Origin of the sequence: Streptomyces sp. MBT53 (assembly GCF_016654115.1) — a bacterium.
Lineage (GTDB): Bacteria > Actinomycetota > Actinomycetes > Streptomycetales > Streptomycetaceae > Streptomyces.
On the sequence record NZ_JAEQAZ010000261.1, the window covers coordinates 1 to 16,970 of the forward strand.

Annotated in this window: 14 protein-coding genes and 1 tRNA gene; 11 read left to right on the forward strand and 4 right to left on the reverse strand. The window is 67.8% G+C overall.

Going from position 1 to position 16,970, the window contains the following annotated elements:
* Window positions 1-141 precede the first annotated feature (141 nt).
* From JHN45_RS46900 to JHN45_RS46935, 8 genes are all read left to right on the forward strand, one after another.
* Complete coding sequence (locus JHN45_RS46900; protein ID WP_200714114.1) at window positions 142-2,421, forward strand: FdhF/YdeP family oxidoreductase; 2,280 nt, start codon at window positions 142-144, stop codon at window positions 2,419-2,421.
* A gap of 51 nt (window positions 2,422-2,472) precedes the next feature.
* Window positions 2,473-2,961 (forward strand): PaaI family thioesterase, encoded by a 489-nt coding sequence (locus JHN45_RS46905; RefSeq protein ID WP_200714115.1) that lies wholly within the window; start codon window positions 2,473-2,475, stop codon window positions 2,959-2,961.
* 103 nt (window positions 2,962-3,064) lie between these two features.
* Window positions 3,065-3,730, forward strand: coding sequence for a hypothetical protein (locus JHN45_RS46910; protein ID WP_200714116.1), 666 nt, complete (start codon window positions 3,065-3,067; stop codon window positions 3,728-3,730).
* A 214-nt stretch (window positions 3,731-3,944) separates the two neighbouring features.
* Complete coding sequence (locus tag JHN45_RS46915) at window positions 3,945-5,171, forward strand: branched-chain amino acid ABC transporter substrate-binding protein (protein WP_200714117.1); 1,227 nt, start codon at window positions 3,945-3,947, stop codon at window positions 5,169-5,171.
* A 113-nt stretch (window positions 5,172-5,284) separates the two neighbouring features.
* The gene (locus JHN45_RS46920; RefSeq protein ID WP_201055529.1) at window positions 5,285-6,217 is read left to right on the forward strand and encodes a branched-chain amino acid ABC transporter permease; all 933 of its coding nucleotides are present in this window, start codon (window positions 5,285-5,287) and stop codon (window positions 6,215-6,217) included.
* Between the two features lie 5 nt (window positions 6,218-6,222).
* Window positions 6,223-8,049, forward strand: coding sequence for a branched-chain amino acid ABC transporter permease (locus JHN45_RS46925; protein ID WP_200714119.1), 1,827 nt, complete (start codon window positions 6,223-6,225; stop codon window positions 8,047-8,049).
* A gap of 6 nt (window positions 8,050-8,055) precedes the next feature.
* Window positions 8,056-8,967 carry an ABC transporter ATP-binding protein gene (locus JHN45_RS46930; protein ID WP_201055531.1) on the forward strand — a complete coding sequence of 304 codons (912 nt, stop codon included), beginning with the start codon at window positions 8,056-8,058 and terminating at the stop codon, window positions 8,965-8,967.
* On the forward strand, window positions 8,964-9,680 hold the full coding sequence (locus JHN45_RS46935; RefSeq protein ID WP_200714121.1) for an ABC transporter ATP-binding protein: 717 nt from the start codon (window positions 8,964-8,966) through the stop codon (window positions 9,678-9,680). Before JHN45_RS46930 ends, JHN45_RS46935 begins: the two co-directional genes overlap by 4 nt.
* A gap of 83 nt (window positions 9,681-9,763) precedes the next feature.
* Here JHN45_RS46935 and JHN45_RS46940 read toward each other — a convergent pair whose 3' ends face one another.
* Entirely contained in the window at window positions 9,764-10,420 is a 657-nt protein-coding gene (locus JHN45_RS46940) for an ANTAR domain-containing response regulator (protein WP_019062225.1), read from the reverse strand.
* Between the two features lie 98 nt (window positions 10,421-10,518).
* Here JHN45_RS46940 and JHN45_RS46945 point away from each other — a divergent pair.
* Both JHN45_RS46945 and JHN45_RS46950 read left to right on the forward strand, forming a co-directional pair.
* Window positions 10,519-10,601 (forward strand) — tRNA-Leu (locus JHN45_RS46945).
* A gap of 81 nt (window positions 10,602-10,682) precedes the next feature.
* Window positions 10,683-11,471, forward strand: a complete 789-nt coding sequence (locus tag JHN45_RS46950; protein WP_200714122.1) for a helix-turn-helix domain-containing protein — start codon at window positions 10,683-10,685, stop codon at window positions 11,469-11,471.
* A gap of 10 nt (window positions 11,472-11,481) precedes the next feature.
* Here JHN45_RS46950 and pyk read toward each other — a convergent pair whose 3' ends face one another.
* Window positions 11,482-12,918, reverse strand: coding sequence for a pyruvate kinase (gene pyk, locus JHN45_RS46955; protein WP_201055533.1), 1,437 nt, complete (start codon window positions 12,916-12,918; stop codon window positions 11,482-11,484).
* A 145-nt stretch (window positions 12,919-13,063) separates the two neighbouring features.
* The gene (locus JHN45_RS46960) at window positions 13,064-13,783 is read right to left on the reverse strand and encodes an SIMPL domain-containing protein (protein ID WP_201055534.1); all 720 of its coding nucleotides are present in this window, start codon (window positions 13,781-13,783) and stop codon (window positions 13,064-13,066) included.
* 127 nt (window positions 13,784-13,910) lie between these two features.
* On the opposite strand from JHN45_RS46960, the gene JHN45_RS46965 reads away from it, so the two are divergent.
* The gene (locus JHN45_RS46965) at window positions 13,911-15,716 is read left to right on the forward strand and encodes a bifunctional UDP-sugar hydrolase/5'-nucleotidase (protein ID WP_201055535.1); all 1,806 of its coding nucleotides are present in this window, start codon (window positions 13,911-13,913) and stop codon (window positions 15,714-15,716) included.
* 69 nt (window positions 15,717-15,785) lie between these two features.
* Here JHN45_RS46965 and JHN45_RS46970 read toward each other — a convergent pair.
* The coding region (locus tag JHN45_RS46970; RefSeq protein ID WP_201055536.1) for a lysine N(6)-hydroxylase/L-ornithine N(5)-oxygenase family protein at window positions 15,786-16,970 on the reverse strand (1,185 nt) is incomplete at its 5' end.

Below are 16,970 nucleotides of genomic sequence, written 5' to 3' on the forward strand. Positions count from 1 at the left end.
AACCCACCCCGCCCCACACCCCACGCCTCGCCCCGCACACACGCCGAAAACATAGAGCCCACGAACCGACCTCGGCGTTGTCACCGCCGCGTGCGAGGATCGGAGATGTAGTGCACACGTGCCAGCGAAGGAGGGCCCGCGATGGCCACGAAGCCGCCCCAGGGCGATCCGGTCCAGGACGCGCCGCAGGTCACCGAGCCGAAGCATGCCGCGGCCGGCCTCCCGGCGATCGGGCACACGCTGCGCATCGCCCAGCAGCAGATGGGTGTGAAGCGCACCGCGCTGACCCTGCTGCGGGTCAATCAGAAGAACGGCTTCGACTGCCCGGGCTGCGCCTGGCCGGAGCCGGACCACCGGCACGCGGCGGAGTTCTGCGAGAACGGCGCGAAGGCGGTCGCCGAGGAGGCCACCCTGCGCCGGGTGACCCCGGAGTTCTTCGCCGCCCATCCGGTGGCCGATCTCGCGACCCGCAGTGGTTACTGGCTGGGCCAGCAGGGCCGTCTCACGCATCCCATGTATCTCCCCGAAGGGGCCGAGCGCTACGAACCGGTCACCTGGGAGCGGGCGTTCGACATCGTCGCCGAAGAGATCGCCGCCCTCGGCTCGCCCGACGAGGCGCTGTTCTACACCTCGGGCCGCACCAGCAACGAGGCCGCGTTCCTGTACCAGTTGTTCGCGCGGGAGCTGGGCACCAACAACCTGCCGGACTGCTCGAACATGTGCCACGAGTCGTCGGGTTCCGCGCTGAACGAGACGATCGGCATCGGCAAGGGCAGCGTCCTCCTCGAGGACCTCTACCAGGCCGACCTGATCGTCGTCGCCGGCCAGAACCCGGGCACCAACCACCCGCGCATGCTCTCCGCCCTGGAGAAGGCCAAGGCCAACGGCGCGAAGATCATCAGCGTCAACCCGCTGCCCGAGGCGGGCCTGGAGAAGTTCAAGAACCCGCAGACCCCGCAGGGCATGCTCAAGGGCGCCGCCCTCACCGACCTGTTCCTGCAGATCCGCATCGGCGGCGACCAGGCCCTCTTCCGCCTCCTGAACAAGCTCATCCTGGAGACGGACGGCGCGGTCGACACGGAGTTCGTCGACGAACACACCCACGGCTACGAGGAGTTCGCCGCCGCCGCGCGGGACGCCGACTGGGACGAGACGCTGCTCGCGACCGGGCTGACCCGCCCGGAGATCGAGAAGGCCCTGGAGATGGTCCTCGCCTCCGAGCGCACCATCGTGTGCTGGGCGATGGGCCTCACCCAGCACAAGCACGCCGTGCCGACCATCCGCGAGGTCGTCAACTTCCTTCTGCTGCGCGGCAACATCGGCCGCCCGGGCGCGGGCGTGTGCCCGGTGCGCGGCCACAGCAACGTGCAGGGCGACCGCACCATGGGCATCTTCGAGCGCCCCGCACCGGCCTTCCTGGACGCCCTGGAGAAGGAGTTCGGCTTCGCCCCGCCGCGCGAGCACGGCTACGACGTGGTCGCCGCGATCCGCGCCCTGCGCGACGGCGACGCGAAGGTGTTCTTCGCGATGGGCGGCAACTTCGTGTCCGCCTCCCCCGACACCGAGGTCACCGAGGCGGCCATGCGGCGCGCCAGCCTCACCGTGCACGTCTCGACGAAGCTGAACCGCTCGCACGCCGTCACGGGCGCGCGTGCCCTCATCCTGCCCACCCTGGGCCGTACCGAGCGCGATCTCCAGGGCGGCGGCGAGCAGTTCGTGACCGTCGAGGACTCGATGGGCATGGTGCACGCCTCGCGCGGCCGGCTGAAGCCCGCGAGCGCCCACCTGTTGTCCGAGCCGGCCATCGTGTGCCGCCTCGCCCGCCGCGTCCTCGGTGCCGAATCCCGCACGCCCTGGGAGGAGTTCGAGAAGGACTACGCGACGGTCCGCGACCGCATCGCGCGCGTGATCCCCGGTTTCCAGGACTTCAACGAGCGGGTCGCCCACCCCGGCGGCTTCGCCCTCCCGCACGCACCGCGCGACGAACGCCGCTTCCCGACGGCCACCGGAAAGGCCAACTTCACCGCAGCGCCCGTCGAATACCCCGAACTCCCGGAAGGGCGCCTGCTGTTGCAGACGCTGCGCTCGCACGACCAGTACAACACCACGATCTACGGCCTCGACGACCGCTACCGGGGCATCAAGAACGGCCGCCGGGTCGTCATGGTCCACCCCGACGACGCTGCCCGGCTCGGCATCGCGGACGGGTCGTACGTCGATCTGGTCGGCGAGTGGAAGGACGGCGTGGAGCGGCGGGCGCCCGGCTTCCGGGTGGTGCACTACCCGACCGCGCGGGGCTGCGCCGCCGCCTACTACCCCGAGACCAACGTCCTCGTCCCCCTCGACGCCACCGCCGACACCAGCAACACCCCGGCCAGCAAGTCCGTAGTCGTACGTCTGGAACAATCGGCGACCGACTGAGCGTTTGCTCAGTAGCCGTAACAGTGATCACGACGAACGGAGTCGGGCCCCATGGGCGAGCAGCAGCAGGTGCAGTTCCCGCAAGAGGTCGTCGACGAGTACGCCGCGCTCGGTGTCGATCTGCCCGCGCTCTTCTCCGCCGGATACCTGGGCTCGCGCATGGGCCTGGAGATCCTGGAGGCGTCCGCCGAGCGCGTCGTAGGGACGCTGCCGGTCGAAGGGAACACCCAGCCGTACGGGCTGCTGCACGGCGGCGCCTCCGCGGTGCTCGCCGAGACCCTCGGGTCCATCGGATCGATGCTGCACGGCGGCAGCACGAAGATCGCCGTCGGCGTCGACCTGAACTGCACCCACCACCGCGGCGCCCGCTCCGGCCTGGTCACCGGCGTGGCCACGCCCCTGCACCGGGGCCGCTCGACGGCGACGTACGAGATCGTGATCAGTGACGAGGAGGGGCGCCGGGTGTGCAGCGCGCGGCTGACCTGTCTGCTGCGGGACGTGAACCCGAATGACGGAATCCCGGCGCGCGCCGCGATCTGACCCCGCACGGTCCATCGGTCCGGGGGCCGATCCGGACGGGGGCCGAACCGTGTCTTCCGCACCCCCGTCCACTCGCCTACCGTTTCCCCATGAGGTTGCCGGCATGAGCGGTATCGGGCCCGTCGAATCCGTCGACTCGCCGGAGGCGAACGGGAGTTACGAAGTCATCGGCGGCGACCCGCCCCATCTGACGGACCGCTGGCACACCCTGTCGCCGCGCGCCCGCAGAGCCGTGCTCGCGGCGGGAGCGGCCGCCGTCCTGGGCATCGGAACCATCCTGCTGCTCCCCGCCGACTCCGCGCGGCAGACCGACCCGCGGCCGCTCGCGCCATGGCCCGCGAACGTCACTTCCTGGCGCTACATCGGACTCGCCCAGACCACCGACTCCCCCACCACGACCGGCTTCTTCCGCTTCGCGGTCGCCGTGGAAAGCGGACCCGCCGTCACTCTGCGGGTCACCGGCGCCGCCTTCAACGGACTCACCGCCCAGGCAGTCCCGGAACCGTCCTTCACCGTGCACACCGGAGCGACCCGCCGCGTCACCGTGGAGATATCCGTTTCCGACTGTTCGGGACTGCCCCTGAATGCGGACCTCGCCTTTCTGGACGTAACGCTGCGTAACACGCGCGCAATACAGCGCCACAGCTTCATCTTCGGCGACTCCTACTCCAAGGACCTTTCCCAGCTCCTCCACAGGGCCTGCAGTACGACAAACGCCAGGCCAGGCCCACAGCCAAGCGGAAGTGCACGTTCTCAAAATGTGGACTGAGAGGGAATTGCGCCAAAACGGCTGAGACCCTCCTTCCGCGAAGGTCGCCAACCGGCACGTCATAACAAGAAAGTCACAAGCCAGCGCACGACGATGCTCATGCCCTCACACCGGGCTTAGAGTCACGGCCAGTCACCGCTCCATCGGGAGTTCGGTACCAGCGCAGCACCCGCAGCCCCCACCGGGGCGATCGTGCCTGCGGAAAGGACAGATTGTGCGACAGCGTTCTCTGGTGATTCTTACCTCCGTTCTCACCACCGGAGCTCTGACCCTCACCGCCTGCGGCTCCCGGGACAACAGCAAGAGCAGTAGCGACAGCTCTGGCACCACCGTCACCATCGGAGTCGACGCCCCGCTGACCGGCGACCTGTCAGCGCTGGGTCTGGGCATCAAGAACTCGGCCGACCTCGCCGTCAAGACGGCCAACAAGACCAAGGCCGTCGACGGCGTCACCTTCAAGCTCGTCGCCAAGGACGACCAGGCACAGGCCTCCTCCGGCCAGCAGAACGCCTCCGCCCTTGTCGCCGACAAGAGCGTCCTCGGTGTCGTCGGCCCCCTGAACTCCTCCGTGGCCCAGTCCATGCAGAAGGTCTTCGACGCCGCCAAGCTGGTCGAGGTCTCCCCGGCCAACACCAGCCCGGACCTGACCCAGGGCGCCGACTGGCAGACCAAGAAGGTCCGCCAGTTCAAGTCGTACTTCCGCACCGCGACCACGGACGCCATCCAGGGCCCGTTCGCCGCCGAGTACATCTACACCACGGCCAAGAAGAAGAAGGTCTTCGTCATCGACGACAAGAAGACCTACGGCGCCGGCCTCGCCGCCACCTTCACCGAGGAGTTCAAGAAGCTCGGCGGCACCGTCGTGGGCACCCAGCACATCAACCCCGACACCAAGGACTTCTCCTCGGTCGCCACCCAGGTCAAGAACTCCGGCGCCGAAGCCGTCTACTACGGCGGCGAGTACCCGCAGGCCGGCCCGCTCAGCAAGCAGATCAAGGCCGCAGGCGCCAACATCCCGCTGGCCGGCGGCGACGGCATCTTCGACCCGACCTTCATCAAGCTGGCCGGCCCCAACAGCACCGGTGACCTCGCCACCTCCGTCGGCGCACCCGTCGAGACCCTCGACTCCGCGAAGAAGTTCGTCGCCGACTACAAGGCCGCCGGCTACTCCGAGGAGTACGGCGCCTACGGCGGCTACTCCTACGACTCGGCCTGGGCCATCATCCAGGCCGTGAAGTCGGTCGTCGACGCCAACAACGGCAAGCTGCCCTCGGACGCCCGCGCCAAGGTCACCGCCGCCATGCAGAACGTCTCCTTCGACGGAGTGACCGGCAAGGTCTCCTTCGACGAGTTCGGTGACGCCACCAACAAGCAGCTCACCGTCTACGCCGTCAAGAACGGTGCGTGGGCGGCAGTCAAGTCGGGCACCTTCTCCGGCTGACCCTCCCGCACCACTCACGAGCCGCGCGGGGCGCTGTTCCACAGGCGCCCCGCGCGTTCTCGCATCCGGCCCCATCCGTCGAAAACATCCGAAATAGTCTCGGAGGACATGCGGTGAACGAACTGCCGCAGCAGCTGGTCAACGGCCTGCTACTGGGATCCATGTATGGGCTGGTCGCCATCGGCTACACGATGGTCTATGGCATCGTCCAGCTCATCAACTTCGCCCACGGCGAGATCTTCATGACCGGAGCGTTCGGCGCTCTGACGATCTACCTGTACGTACTGCCCGACGGCACGTCCATGGTGATCGCCCTGCCGCTGATGCTCATCGGCGCGATCGTCGTCGCCGTCGTCGTGGCCGTCGGAGCGGAACGGTTCGCCTACCGCCCGTTGCGCAGCGCCCCGCGCCTCGCGCCCCTGATCACCGCCATCGGCCTCTCCCTCGCCCTGCAGCAGGCGGTCTGGGCCTGGTACCCGAAGGCCAAGTCCTCGATCACCTTCCCCCAGATCGACGGCGGCCCCTTCCACATCGGCAGCGTCACGATCCAGACCGGCGACATCTTCCTGGTCGTCGCCGCCCCGATCAGCATGGCCGTGCTCGCCTACTTCGTCATGAAGACCCGCACCGGACGCGGCATGCAGGCCACCGCCCAGGACCCCGACACCGCGAAGCTCATGGGCATCAACACCGACCGCATCATCGTGATGGCCTTCGCCCTCGGCGCCACCTTCGCCGCCATCGGCGGTGTCGCGTACGGCCTCAAGTACGGCGAGGTCAACTTCAAGATGGGCTTCCTGCTCGGTCTGAAGGCGTTCACCGCCGCGGTCCTCGGCGGAATCGGCAACATCTACGGCGCCATGATCGGCGGAATCGTCCTCGGCGTCGCCGAGACCCTCGCCTCCGCCTACATCTCCAACATCCCCGGCATGGAGCAGTTCGGCAGCCAGTCCTGGGCAGACGTATGGGCCTTCGTGCTCCTCATCCTCGTGCTCCTCCTCAGGCCACAGGGCCTGCTCGGCGAGCGCGTCGCGGACAGGGCGTGACACCGATGACCACACAGACCACCGCACCCGAGACCCCGGACACCCCCTCCGAGGCCCCCCAGAGCGGCCTCATCGGCATCCCCCCGAACATCGCCCGCGTGCTCACCACCGCCGGCGCCGTACTCACCGTCGTCTCCACGTTCATGTCGTGGACCTGGACCTCCGACTTCCCCGGCGACCTCACCGTCTACGGCTACCCGGGCGGCCTACAGGTCCTCGTCCTCATCGGCGGCGTCCTCACCGCCCTCTTCGCCCTCGCCGCCCACGGCGTCAAGGGCCTCCGCCACGTCGTCCCGGCCGGCGGCTACGCGGCCCTCAGATTCGCCGCCCTCGCCACCTTCGCCACCGCCTGGTACACGGTCATCGCCATCAGCGACGAACTCGGCGGCATCGTCAACCTCGACCCCGGCGCCTTCGTCGTCGCCATCGGCAGCCTCGCCGCCCTCGTCGGCTCACTGGCCCTCCCCTTCGAGAAGCCCCTGCCCGACCCGATCGACCCCGACGACACCTCCTGGGAGCAGTTCAAGAACAAGGCCTCCCACAAATGGGAGACCGTCAAGGCGGCCTTCGCCGCCGGCTCCCCCCGCCCGGTCGGCCAGCTCCCGTCCTACGTCGAGATCCTCGTCATCGTCGCCGTCATGGCTCTCAGCCTGCTCGTCTTCACCTACGGCATCGGCACCCAGTACGACGAACTCTTCATCGGCTTCCTCATCACCGCCGGCTTCGGCTTCGCCGCCCTCAACAAGTCCGGCCTCGTCGCCCAGGCCACCGAGATCACCGGACGGCACCAGAACATCACCGTCTGCGGCGCCTTCGTCGCCGCCGCCCTCTTCCCCTTCACCCAGACCGACGACCAGTACGCGACCATCGGCGTCTACATCCTGATCTTCGCCACCGTCGCCCTCGGCCTCAACATCGTCGTCGGCCTCGCCGGCCTCCTCGACCTCGGCTACGTCGCCTTCCTCGGCGTCGGCGCCTACGCCGCGGCCCTCGTCTCCGGCTCCCCCAGCTCCCCCTTCGACGTGCACTTCCCGTTCTGGGCCGCCGCCCTCGTCGGAGCAGCCGCCTCCCTCGTCTTCGGCGTCCTCATCGGGGCCCCCACCCTGCGCCTGCGCGGCGACTACCTCGCCATCGTGACGCTCGGCTTCGGTGAGATCTTCCGCATCACCGCCAACAACCTGGACGGAACCTCCGGCCCCGACCTCACCAACGGCTCCAACGGCATCTCCTCGATCCCGGACCTGAAGATCCTCGGCTTCGACCTCGGTGCCCCCCACGACGTCGCCGGCTTCACCATCGGCCGCTTCGCCAACTACTTCCTGCTGATGCTGATCATCACGGCCATCGTCGTCCTCGTCTTCCGACGCAGCGGCGACTCCCGCATCGGCCGCGCCTGGGTCGCCATCCGCGAGGACGAGACCGCCGCCCTCGCCATGGGCATCAACGGCTTCCGCGTCAAACTCATCGCCTTCGCCGTCGGCGCCTCCCTCGCCGGCCTCGCCGGCACCGTCCAGGCCCACGTGACCTACACCGTCACCCCCGAGCAGTACCAGTTCGCCGGACCCATCCCCCCCAACTCGGCCTTCCTGCTCGCCGCCGTCGTCCTCGGCGGCATGGGCACCATCGGCGGCCCCCTCATCGGCGCCTCCCTGCTCTACCTCATCCCCAACAAGCTGCAGTTCCTCGGCAACTACCAGCTCTTCGCCTTCGGCGTCGCACTCATCCTCCTGATGCGCTTCCGCCCCGAAGGCCTCGTCGCCAACCGGCGTCGCCAACTGGAATTCCACGAAGAGGCCGAAGCGCCCACAGTCCTCAGCAAGACAGGGGCCTGACCACACATGACTACCGACACCACCACCCAGGGCAGCACCCCAGGCGCCACCGCCCCCGGCCAGGTCGTCCTCGACGCCCGCGGCGTGACCATGCGCTTCGGCGGCCTCACCGCCGTACGCAACGTCGACCTCACCGTCAACAGCGGCGAGATCGTCGGCCTCATCGGCCCCAACGGCGCCGGCAAGACGACCTTCTTCAACTGCCTCACCGGCCTCTACATCCCCACCGAGGGCGAAGTCCGGTACAAGGACAACGTCCTGCCCCCCAAGTCCTTCAAGGTCACCGCCGCCGGCATCGCACGGACCTTCCAGAACATCCGCCTGTTCGCCAACATGACGGTCCTGGAAAACGTCCTCGTCGGCCGCCACACCCGCACGAAGGAAGGCTTCTGGTCCGCCGTCCTGCGCGGCCCCGGCTTCCACCGCGCGGAAAAGGCCTCCCGCGAACGCGCCATGGAACTCCTCGAGTTCATCGGCCTCGAAGCCAAAGCCGAACACCTCGCCCGCAACCTCCCCTACGGCGAACAGCGCAAGCTGGAGATCGCGCGAGCCCTGGCCAGCGAACCGGGCCTGCTGCTGCTGGACGAACCGACCGCCGGCATGAACCCGCAGGAGACGCGGGCGACGGAGGAACTCGTCTTCGCCATCCGCGACATGGGCATCGCCATCCTCGTCATCGAGCACGACATGCGGTTCATCTTCAACCTCTGCGATCGCGTCGCCGTACTCGTCCAAGGCGAAAAACTCGTCGAAGGCGACAGCGCCACCGTCCAGGGCGACGAACGTGTCATCGCCGCCTACCTCGGCGAGCCCTTCGAAGGCGCCCCCGGCGCCGAAGAAGCCGCCGAGGTCGACGCCGCCGAGGCACACTCCGACACCACGACGGACGCCGCGCCCGGCAAGGAGAACGACCGATGACCGCACTCCTTGAGGTCGAGGACCTCCGCGTCGCCTACGGCAAGATCGAAGCCGTCAAGGGAATCTCCTTCAAGGTCGAAGCCGGCGAGGTCGTCACCCTCATCGGCACCAACGGCGCGGGCAAGACCACCACCCTGCGCACCCTCTCCGGCCTGCTCAAGCCCGTCGGCGGCCAGATCAAGTTCGACGGCAAGTCCCTGAAGAAGACCCCCGCCCACCAGATCGTCTCCCTCGGCCTCGCGCACTCCCCCGAGGGGCGGCACATCTTCCCCCGCATGACGATCGAGGACAACCTCCGACTGGGCGCGTTCCTCCGCAGCGACAAAGCCGGCATCGACAAGGACATCCAGCGCGCCTACGACCTCTTCCCCATCCTCGGAGAACGTCGCAAGCAGGCCGCGGGAACCCTCTCCGGCGGCGAGCAGCAGATGCTGGCCATGGGCCGCGCGCTCATGTCCCAGCCGAAACTGCTCATGCTCGACGAACCCTCCATGGGCCTCTCGCCGATCATGATGCAGAAGATCATGGCGACGATCGTCGAGCTCAAGGCCTCCGGCACGACGATCCTGCTGGTCGAGCAGAACGCCCAGGCGGCGCTGTCGCTCGCAGACCACGGCCACGTCATGGAGGTCGGCAACATCGTCCTCTCCGGCACGGGACAGGACCTGCTGCACGACGAGTCCGTACGCAAGGCGTACCTCGGCGAGGACTGAGGTAACGTCCCCGCTTTTTCTACGACGAGGCCCGCGCCCCCAGCTTGGGGGCGCGGGCCTCGTCGTAGTCACCGTCCCACGTGTCAGCCCTTCGAGGACTTCTTCTCGTCCGCGTCCTGGATGACCGCCTCGGCGACCTGCTGCATCGACATCCGGCGGTCCATCGACGTCTTCTGGATCCACCGGAACGCGGCGGGCTCGCTCAGCCCGTACTCCGTCTGGAGAATCGACTTCGCACGGTCGACCAGCTTGCGGGTCTCCAGCCGCAGCGTGAGGTCGGCGACCTCCTGCTCCAGCTGCTTCAGCTCGGTGAAGCGCGACACCGCCATCTCGATCGCGGGTACGACGTCACTCTTGCTGAACGGCTTCACCAGGTACGCCATCGCACCGGCGTCCCGGGCCCGCTCGACGAGGTCGCGCTGCGAGAAGGCGGTGAGCATCAGCACGGGCGCGATGCCCTCCTCGGCGATCTTCTCGGCCGCGGAGATACCGTCCAGCTTCGGCATCTTCACGTCGAGGATCACGAGGTCGGGCTTGTGCTCACGGGCCAGCTCGACGGCCTGCTCACCGTCACCGGCCTCACCGACGACGGTGTACCCCTCTTCTTCGAGCATCTCTTTGAGATCGAGCCGAATCAGGGCCTCGTCCTCGGCGATGACGACACGGGTCGTCAGCGGAGGCACGTGCGACTTGTCGTCGTCGGGCGCGTCTACGGGCTGGGGCGACTCGGGGGCGGTCACGGGGGCTCCTCGTTCAGGGCACGGGGGTAGTGCTGGGCAAGAGCCTACCTAGCTGCGCCTCTGCGCGGAGACCCGGTACACTCCTCTCGGGTTGGCCAGCCGGGTTGGCGGAATGGCAGACGCTGATGTCTCAAACACATCTGTCCGAAAGGACGTGCGGGTTCGACTCCCGCACCCGGCACCTCTGAAGCGGAGGTTCACGTTCGCGTGAACCTCCGCTTTTTGCTGCGTTCAATGTCGATCAGTCACGCAGAGTGTTCGTATGAACTTTCACGGCACTCAGGTTCGACAGCAGGCGCTGACGCTGCTGCGCGACGGCGCGAGGAATGCGGAAGTGGCTCGCCGGCTCAACGTCCCGCTCGGCACCATCGGCTACTGGAAGCACCTGGACCGCGCGAAACGCGGCGAGTGCCCGGGGAAGCACGACCCGAAGTGCCCACGCTGCGACGGACGAGACCTGGACCTTGCGGCGTACAGCTACCTACTCGGCCTCTATCTCGGCGACGGCCACATCAGTCAGTACTCGGAGCACCGCGTGCCCAACCTCATGATCACGTGCGACGAGTCATGGCCCGGTCTCATGGACAGCTGCGAAGAAGCCATGCGCGCCGTCTTCCCCGACAATTCCGTCTGCAGAGTCCGCAGGACCGGCTGCCGCAACGTGAAGGTCTACTCGAAGCACCTGCACTGCCTCTTCCCCCAACACGGGGCCGGCAAGAAACACGACCGTCGTATAGCTCTCGAACCCTGGCAGCAGGACATCGTCGACGCCTACCCCTGGGAATTCATCCGCGGCCTCATCCACTCCGACGGCTGCCGCATCACCAACTGGACGACTCGCATCGTCGCCGGTGAGCGCAAGCGCTACGAATACCCCCGATACTTCTTCACCAACAAGTCCGACGACATCCGGAAACTCTTTACCGACACCCTCGACAAGGTCGGCGTCGGATGGACCACCCTGGCCCGCGGCAGCGACCCTTTCAATATCTCCGTCGCCCGCAAAGCCTCAGTAGCCATCATGGACACCCACGTAGGCCCCAAACACTGACCCCCGCCGCCTACTTGGGGCTGTCGTCCTCGCCGACATGGTGTACGCGGACAAGGTTCGTGGAGCCGGCGACTCCGGGGGGCGAGCCCGCCGTGATGACGACGATGTCGCCCTTCTGGCAGCGGCCGTGCTTGAGGAGGAGTTCGTCGACCTGGTCGACCATCGCGTCCGTGGAGTCGACGTGCGGACCGAGGATCGTCTCCACGCCCCAGGTGAGGGTGAGTTGGGCGCGGGTGCCCGGGTCGGGGGTGAAGGCCATCACGGGGATGGGGGACCTGTAGCGGGACAACCGCCGTACCGTGTCGCCGGATTGGGTGAAGGCCACCAGGTACTTCGCGCCGAGGAAGTCGCCCATCTCGGCGGCGGCCCGGGCCACCGCGCCGCCCTGGGTGCGGGGCTTGTTGCGTTCGGTCAGCGGGGGCAGGCCCTTGGCGAGGATGTCCTCCTCGGCCGCTTCGACGATGCGGGCCATCGTGGTGACGGTGGCGATGGGGTAGTTGCCGACGCTGGTCTCGCCGGAGAGCATCACCGCGTCCGTGCCGTCGATCACGGCGTTCGCCACATCGGAGGCTTCCGCCCTGGTCGGGCGGGAGTTCTCGATCATCGAGTCGAGCATCTGCGTGGCGACGATGACCGGCTTGGCGTTGCGCTTGGCGAGTTTGATGGCTCGCTTCTGGACGATCGGGACTTGTTCCAGAGGCATTTCCACGCCGAGGTCTCCGCGCGCCACCATGATGCCGTCGAACGCGGCGACGATGTCGTCGATGGCCTCGACCGCCTGGGGCTTCTCGACCTTGGCGATGACGGGGAGGCGGTGGCCTTCCTCGTCCATGATGCGGTGGACGTCGTCGATGTCCTTGCCGCTGCGGACGAAGGAGAGGGCGATGACGTCGAAGCCGGAGCGCAGCGCCCAGCGGAGGTCGTCCTCGTCCTTGCCGGAGAGGGCGGGGACGGAGACGGCGACTCCGGGGAGGTTGAGGCCCTTGTGGTCGGAGACCATGCCGCCTTCGACGACCTTGGTGTGGACGCGGGGGCCGTCGACGGAGGTGACTTCGAGGCAGACCTTGCCGTCGTCGACGAGGACGCGTTCGCCGGGGGTGACGTCGGCGGCGAGGCCTGAGTAGGTGGTGCCGCAGGACTGGCGGTCGCCTTCTGCGCCCGCTTCGACGGTGATGGTGAAGGTGTCTCCGCGTTCAAGGAGTACGGGGCCTTCGGTGAATCGGCCGAGTCGGATCTTCGGGCCTTGAAGGTCGGCGAGCATTCCGATGCTGCGGCCGGTCTCTTCGGCGGCCTTTCGGACGCGGTGGAAACGCTCCTCGTGCTCGGCGTGGGTGCCGTGGCTGAGGTTGAAGCGGGCTACGTCCATTCCGGCTTCGACCAGGGCTTTGATCTGGTCGTACGAGTCGGTGGCGGGGCCCAAAGTACAGACGATTTTTGCTCGGCGCATGGTTTGAGCCTAGGCCTTACCGGTGGGTAGGGAATTGGTCGCGCATGACTACTCAACAACCTTTGGGTGAAGGGTTATTGACAAGGCTTGAATGTGCGGCGGGGTGCTCCAATGAGCGTTCGAATCGGTGAATTGGGATCTCCGGTCACAGGCTCGGGGGTGCCATGGTGAAGCGGGCGTTGACCTGGGCGTAGACGTGTTGCCGTTGGGGTTCGAGGTCGAGGGGTGCGGCGGCGGTGTCCTCGGCGGCCGCGCCGGCGAAGGACATGGAGCGCATACGGCGCTGGGGTGATCCGTAGGTTTCGGCGTTCTCGGCGCCGATGTCGGCGAGTTCCACGAGGGCGGCGAGGGTGGTGCCGAGCGCTTCGGCGTATTCGCGGGCGCGTTGGACGGCTTCGCGTACGGCTTGCTGGCGGGCCTGGCGGTGGACGGGCGAGTCGGGGCGCAGGGCCCACCAGGGGCCGTCGACGCGGGTGAGTTCGAGGTCGGCGAGGCGGGTGGTGAGTTCGCCGAGGGTGGTGAAGTCGGTGAGTTCGGAGGTGATGTGGACTCTGCCGTGGTAGCGGTGGACGCGTTCGCCGCGGCCGTGCTTGGTGAGTTCGGGGGTGATGGAGAAGCCTCCGGTTTCGAGGCGTTCGACGGCTTCGCCGTAGCTTTTGACGAGGTCGAGGACGGTGGCGTTGCGGCGGGTGAGGTCGTCGAGGGCGGTGCGGCGGTCGGTGCCGCGGGCGGCGACGGTGATGCCGATGCGGGCGATCTCGGGGTCGACTTCGAGGCGGGCTTCGCCGCGGACGGCGATGCGGGGGGCGTCGGGGGTGCCGTAGGGGACGGCGGGTTGCTGGTCGTCCGTGCTGGGGGCGGTCATACGTCCCACTCTGTCAGCCGTGCCGCCTGCTGGTCATCAGATCGAAACCTGCGGGACCTGTCGCATCCAGTAAGAAGCAAGTAAGAATCTACGCGCGTTGTTGACCGTTTCCCGAGGAGATCTAGACATGCCCTTGAACCGCCGGAAGTTCCTGAAGAAGTCCGCCGTGACGGGTGCGGGGGTGGCGCTGGCCGGTGCGGCGGCGGCTCCGGCGGCGCAGGCCGCGGAGAAGAAGAAGCCGGGCAAGCCCGCCAAGCGGTACTCGCTGACCGTCATGGGCACGACCGACCTGCACGGGCATGTCTTCAACTGGGACTACTTCAAGGACGCGGAGTACTCCGACGCCAAGGGCAACGCGATGGGTCTGGCGCGGGTGTCGACCCTGGTGAACCAGATCCGTCAGGAGAAGGGGCGGCGGAACACGCTGCTGCTGGACGCGGGCGACACGATCCAGGGCACTCCGCTGACGTACTACTTCGCGAAGGTGGATCCGATCACCGCGAAGGGTGGTCCGGTGCATCCGATGGCGCAGGCGATGAACGCGATCGGGTACGACGCGGCGGCGCTGGGCAACCACGAGTTCAACTACGGCATCGAGACGCTGCGGAAGTTCGAGGACCAGTGCCGTTTCCCGCTGCTCGGGGCGAACGCGCTGGACGCGAAGACGCTGAAGCCCGCCTTCCCGCCGTACTTCACCAAGAAGTTCCAGGTGCCGGGTGCGCCGCCGGTGAAGGTGGCGGTGCTGGGGCTGACGAACCCGGGGATCGCGATCTGGGACAAGGCGTATGTGCAGGGGAAGTTGACGTTCCCGGGGCTTGAGGAGCAGGCGGCGAAGTGGGTGCCGAAGCTGCGGTCGATGGGGGCGGACGTCGTCGTGGTGTCGGCGCACTCGGGGTCGTCGGGGACGTCGTCGTACGGTGATCAGCTGCCGTACGTGGAGAACTCAGCGGCGCTGGTCGCGCAGCAGGTGCCGGGGATCGACGCGATTCTCGTGGGTCACGCGCACGTGGAGATCCCGGAGTTGAAGGTCACGAACACGGCGACGGGGAAGACGGTCGTGCTGTCCGAACCGCTGTGCTTTGCCGAGCGGTTGAGCGTGTTCGACTTCGAGTTGGTCTTCGAGAAGGGGCGTTGGACCGTCGAGTCGGTTGCGGCCTCACTGCGGGACGCGAAGACCGTCGCCGACGACCCGAAGATCACGCGCCTGCTGCAGGACGAGCACGCGTTGGTCGTGGAGTACGTCAACCAGGTGGTCGGTACCGCGACGGCGACGCTGACGACGGTCGACGCGCGGTACAAGGACGCGCCGATCATCGACCTCATCACCAAGGTCCAGGAAGACGTGGTGAAGGCGGCGTTGGCGGGGACGGCGTACGCGTCGCTGCCGGTGATCGCGCAGGCGTCGCCGTTCTCGCGGACCTCGGAGATCCCGGCGGGCGAGGTGACGATCCGGGATCTGTCGGGTCTGTATGTGTACGACAACACGCTGGTGGCGAAGTTGCTGACGGGTGCTCAGGTGCGGGCGTATCTGGAGTACTCGGCGGAGTACTTCGTGCAGACGGCCGCCGACGCGGTCGTGGACCCGGAGAAGCTGACGAACGCGAACGGCCGTCCGGACTACAACTACGACTACGTGTCCGGGTTCTCGTACGAGATCGACATCGCGCAGGCGGCCGGTTCGCGGATCAAGAACCTGACGTACAAGGGTGCGGCGCTGGACGACGCGCAGCAGTTCGTGCTGGCGGTGAACAACTACCGGGCCAATGGCGGCGGTGCGTTCCCGCATGTGGCGTCGGCGACCGAGGTGTGGGCGGAGTCGACGGAGATCCGGACGCGGATCGCGGAGTGGGTGACCGCGAAGGGTGTGCTGGATCCGGCGGACTTCGCCTCGGTGGACTGGAAGTTGACGCGGAACGGGACGCCGGTCTTCTAGTGCCGGCCTGTCTTCCAGTGCCGGCCTGTCTTCCAGTGCCTGCCTGTATTCCAGTGCCTGCTGGAGCCCTCACCTTCCTTCGACGAGGGGGGTGAGGGTGCGGGCGGCCTGGCGGGCCTGGGGGATCTGGGCCTGGGGGTCGAGGCCGAAGGTGGTGAAGGCGGTTCGGCCCGGCAGGGGGTAAGGCTCTTTGCCGGTCAGGGAGTTGAGGATGGTGGCGCTGCGCCAGGCGGCGAGGCCGAGGTCGGGGGCGCCGACGCCGTGGGTGTGGACTTCGGCGTTCTGGACGTAGACCTGGCAGCCGGCGCCGGTGACGGAGGGGTCGAGGACGAGTCTGAACTGCTCGTCGACGCGCGGGCGTTCGGCGCTGTCGCGGCGCAGGTAGGGGTCGAGTCCGGCGAGGATGCGACCGAGGGGGCGTTCGCGGTAGCCGGTGGCGAGGACGACGGCGTCGGTGGTGAGGCGGGAGCGGGTGTTCTGCTGGAGGTGTTCCAGGTGGAGTTCGACCTTGGTGGTCGCGATGCGGCCCGCGGTGCGGACGCGGACGCCGGGGGTGAGGACGGCGTCGGGCCAACCGCCGTGCAGGGTACGGCGGTAGAGCTCGTCGTGGATGGCGGCGATGGTGTCGGCGTCGATGCCCTTGTGGAGTTGCCACTGTGCGGTGACGAGGCGGTCGCGGACGGGTTCGGCGAGGGCGTGGAAGTAGCGGGTGTAGTCGGGGGTGAAGTGTTCCAGGCCGAGCTTGGAGTACTCCATGGGGGCGAAGGCCTCGCTGCGGCCGATCCAGTGGAGTTTCTCGTGTCCCGCGGGGCGGTTGCGGAGCAGGTCGAGGAAGACCTCGGCGCCGGTCTGTCCTGAGCCGATGACGGTGATGTGCTCGGCGGCGAGGAAGGTCTCGCGGTGGGCGAGGTAGTCGGCGGCGTGGATGACGGGGACGCCGGGTGCTTCGACGAGGGGTTTGAGCGGGTCGGGGACGTAGGGGGCGGTGCCGATGCCGAGGACGATGTTCTTGGTGTAGGTCCGGCCCAGCGCCTCGGCTTCGCCGTCGCTGTCGAGCTGGGTGAAGTCGACCTCGAAGACGTCGCGTTCGGGGTTGAAGCGGACGGCGTCGACCTGGTGGCCGAAGTGGAGTCCGGGGAGGCTGTCGGCGACCCAGCGGCAGTAGGCGTCGTACTCGGCGCGCTGGATGTGGAAGCGCTCGGCGAAGTAGAAGGGGAAGAGCCGGTCGCGGGCCTTCAGGTAGTTGAGGAAGGA

Excerpts from the sequence above, each read along its gene's own strand:
- JHN45_RS46950 (WP_200714122.1), top strand. The coding sequence starts at position 10,683 with ATGAACTTTCACGGCACTCAGGTTCGACAGCAGGCGCTGACGCTGCTG.
- JHN45_RS46910 (WP_200714116.1), top strand. The coding sequence starts at position 3,065 with ATGAGCGGTATCGGGCCCGTCGAATCCGTCGACTCGCCGGAGGCGAAC.
- JHN45_RS46905 (WP_200714115.1), top strand. The coding sequence starts at position 2,473 with ATGGGCGAGCAGCAGCAGGTGCAGTTCCCGCAAGAGGTCGTCGACGAG.
- pyk (WP_201055533.1), bottom strand. The coding sequence starts at position 12,918 with ATGCGCCGAGCAAAAATCGTCTGTACTTTGGGCCCCGCCACCGACTCG.
- JHN45_RS46900 (WP_200714114.1), top strand. The coding sequence starts at position 142 with ATGGCCACGAAGCCGCCCCAGGGCGATCCGGTCCAGGACGCGCCGCAG.
- JHN45_RS46935 (WP_200714121.1), top strand. The coding sequence starts at position 8,964 with ATGACCGCACTCCTTGAGGTCGAGGACCTCCGCGTCGCCTACGGCAAG.
- JHN45_RS46960 (WP_201055534.1), bottom strand. The coding sequence starts at position 13,783 with ATGACCGCCCCCAGCACGGACGACCAGCAACCCGCCGTCCCCTACGGC.
- JHN45_RS46965 (WP_201055535.1), top strand. The coding sequence starts at position 13,911 with ATGCCCTTGAACCGCCGGAAGTTCCTGAAGAAGTCCGCCGTGACGGGT.
- JHN45_RS46925 (WP_200714119.1), top strand. The coding sequence starts at position 6,223 with ATGACCACACAGACCACCGCACCCGAGACCCCGGACACCCCCTCCGAG.
- JHN45_RS46930 (WP_201055531.1), top strand. The coding sequence starts at position 8,056 with ATGACTACCGACACCACCACCCAGGGCAGCACCCCAGGCGCCACCGCC.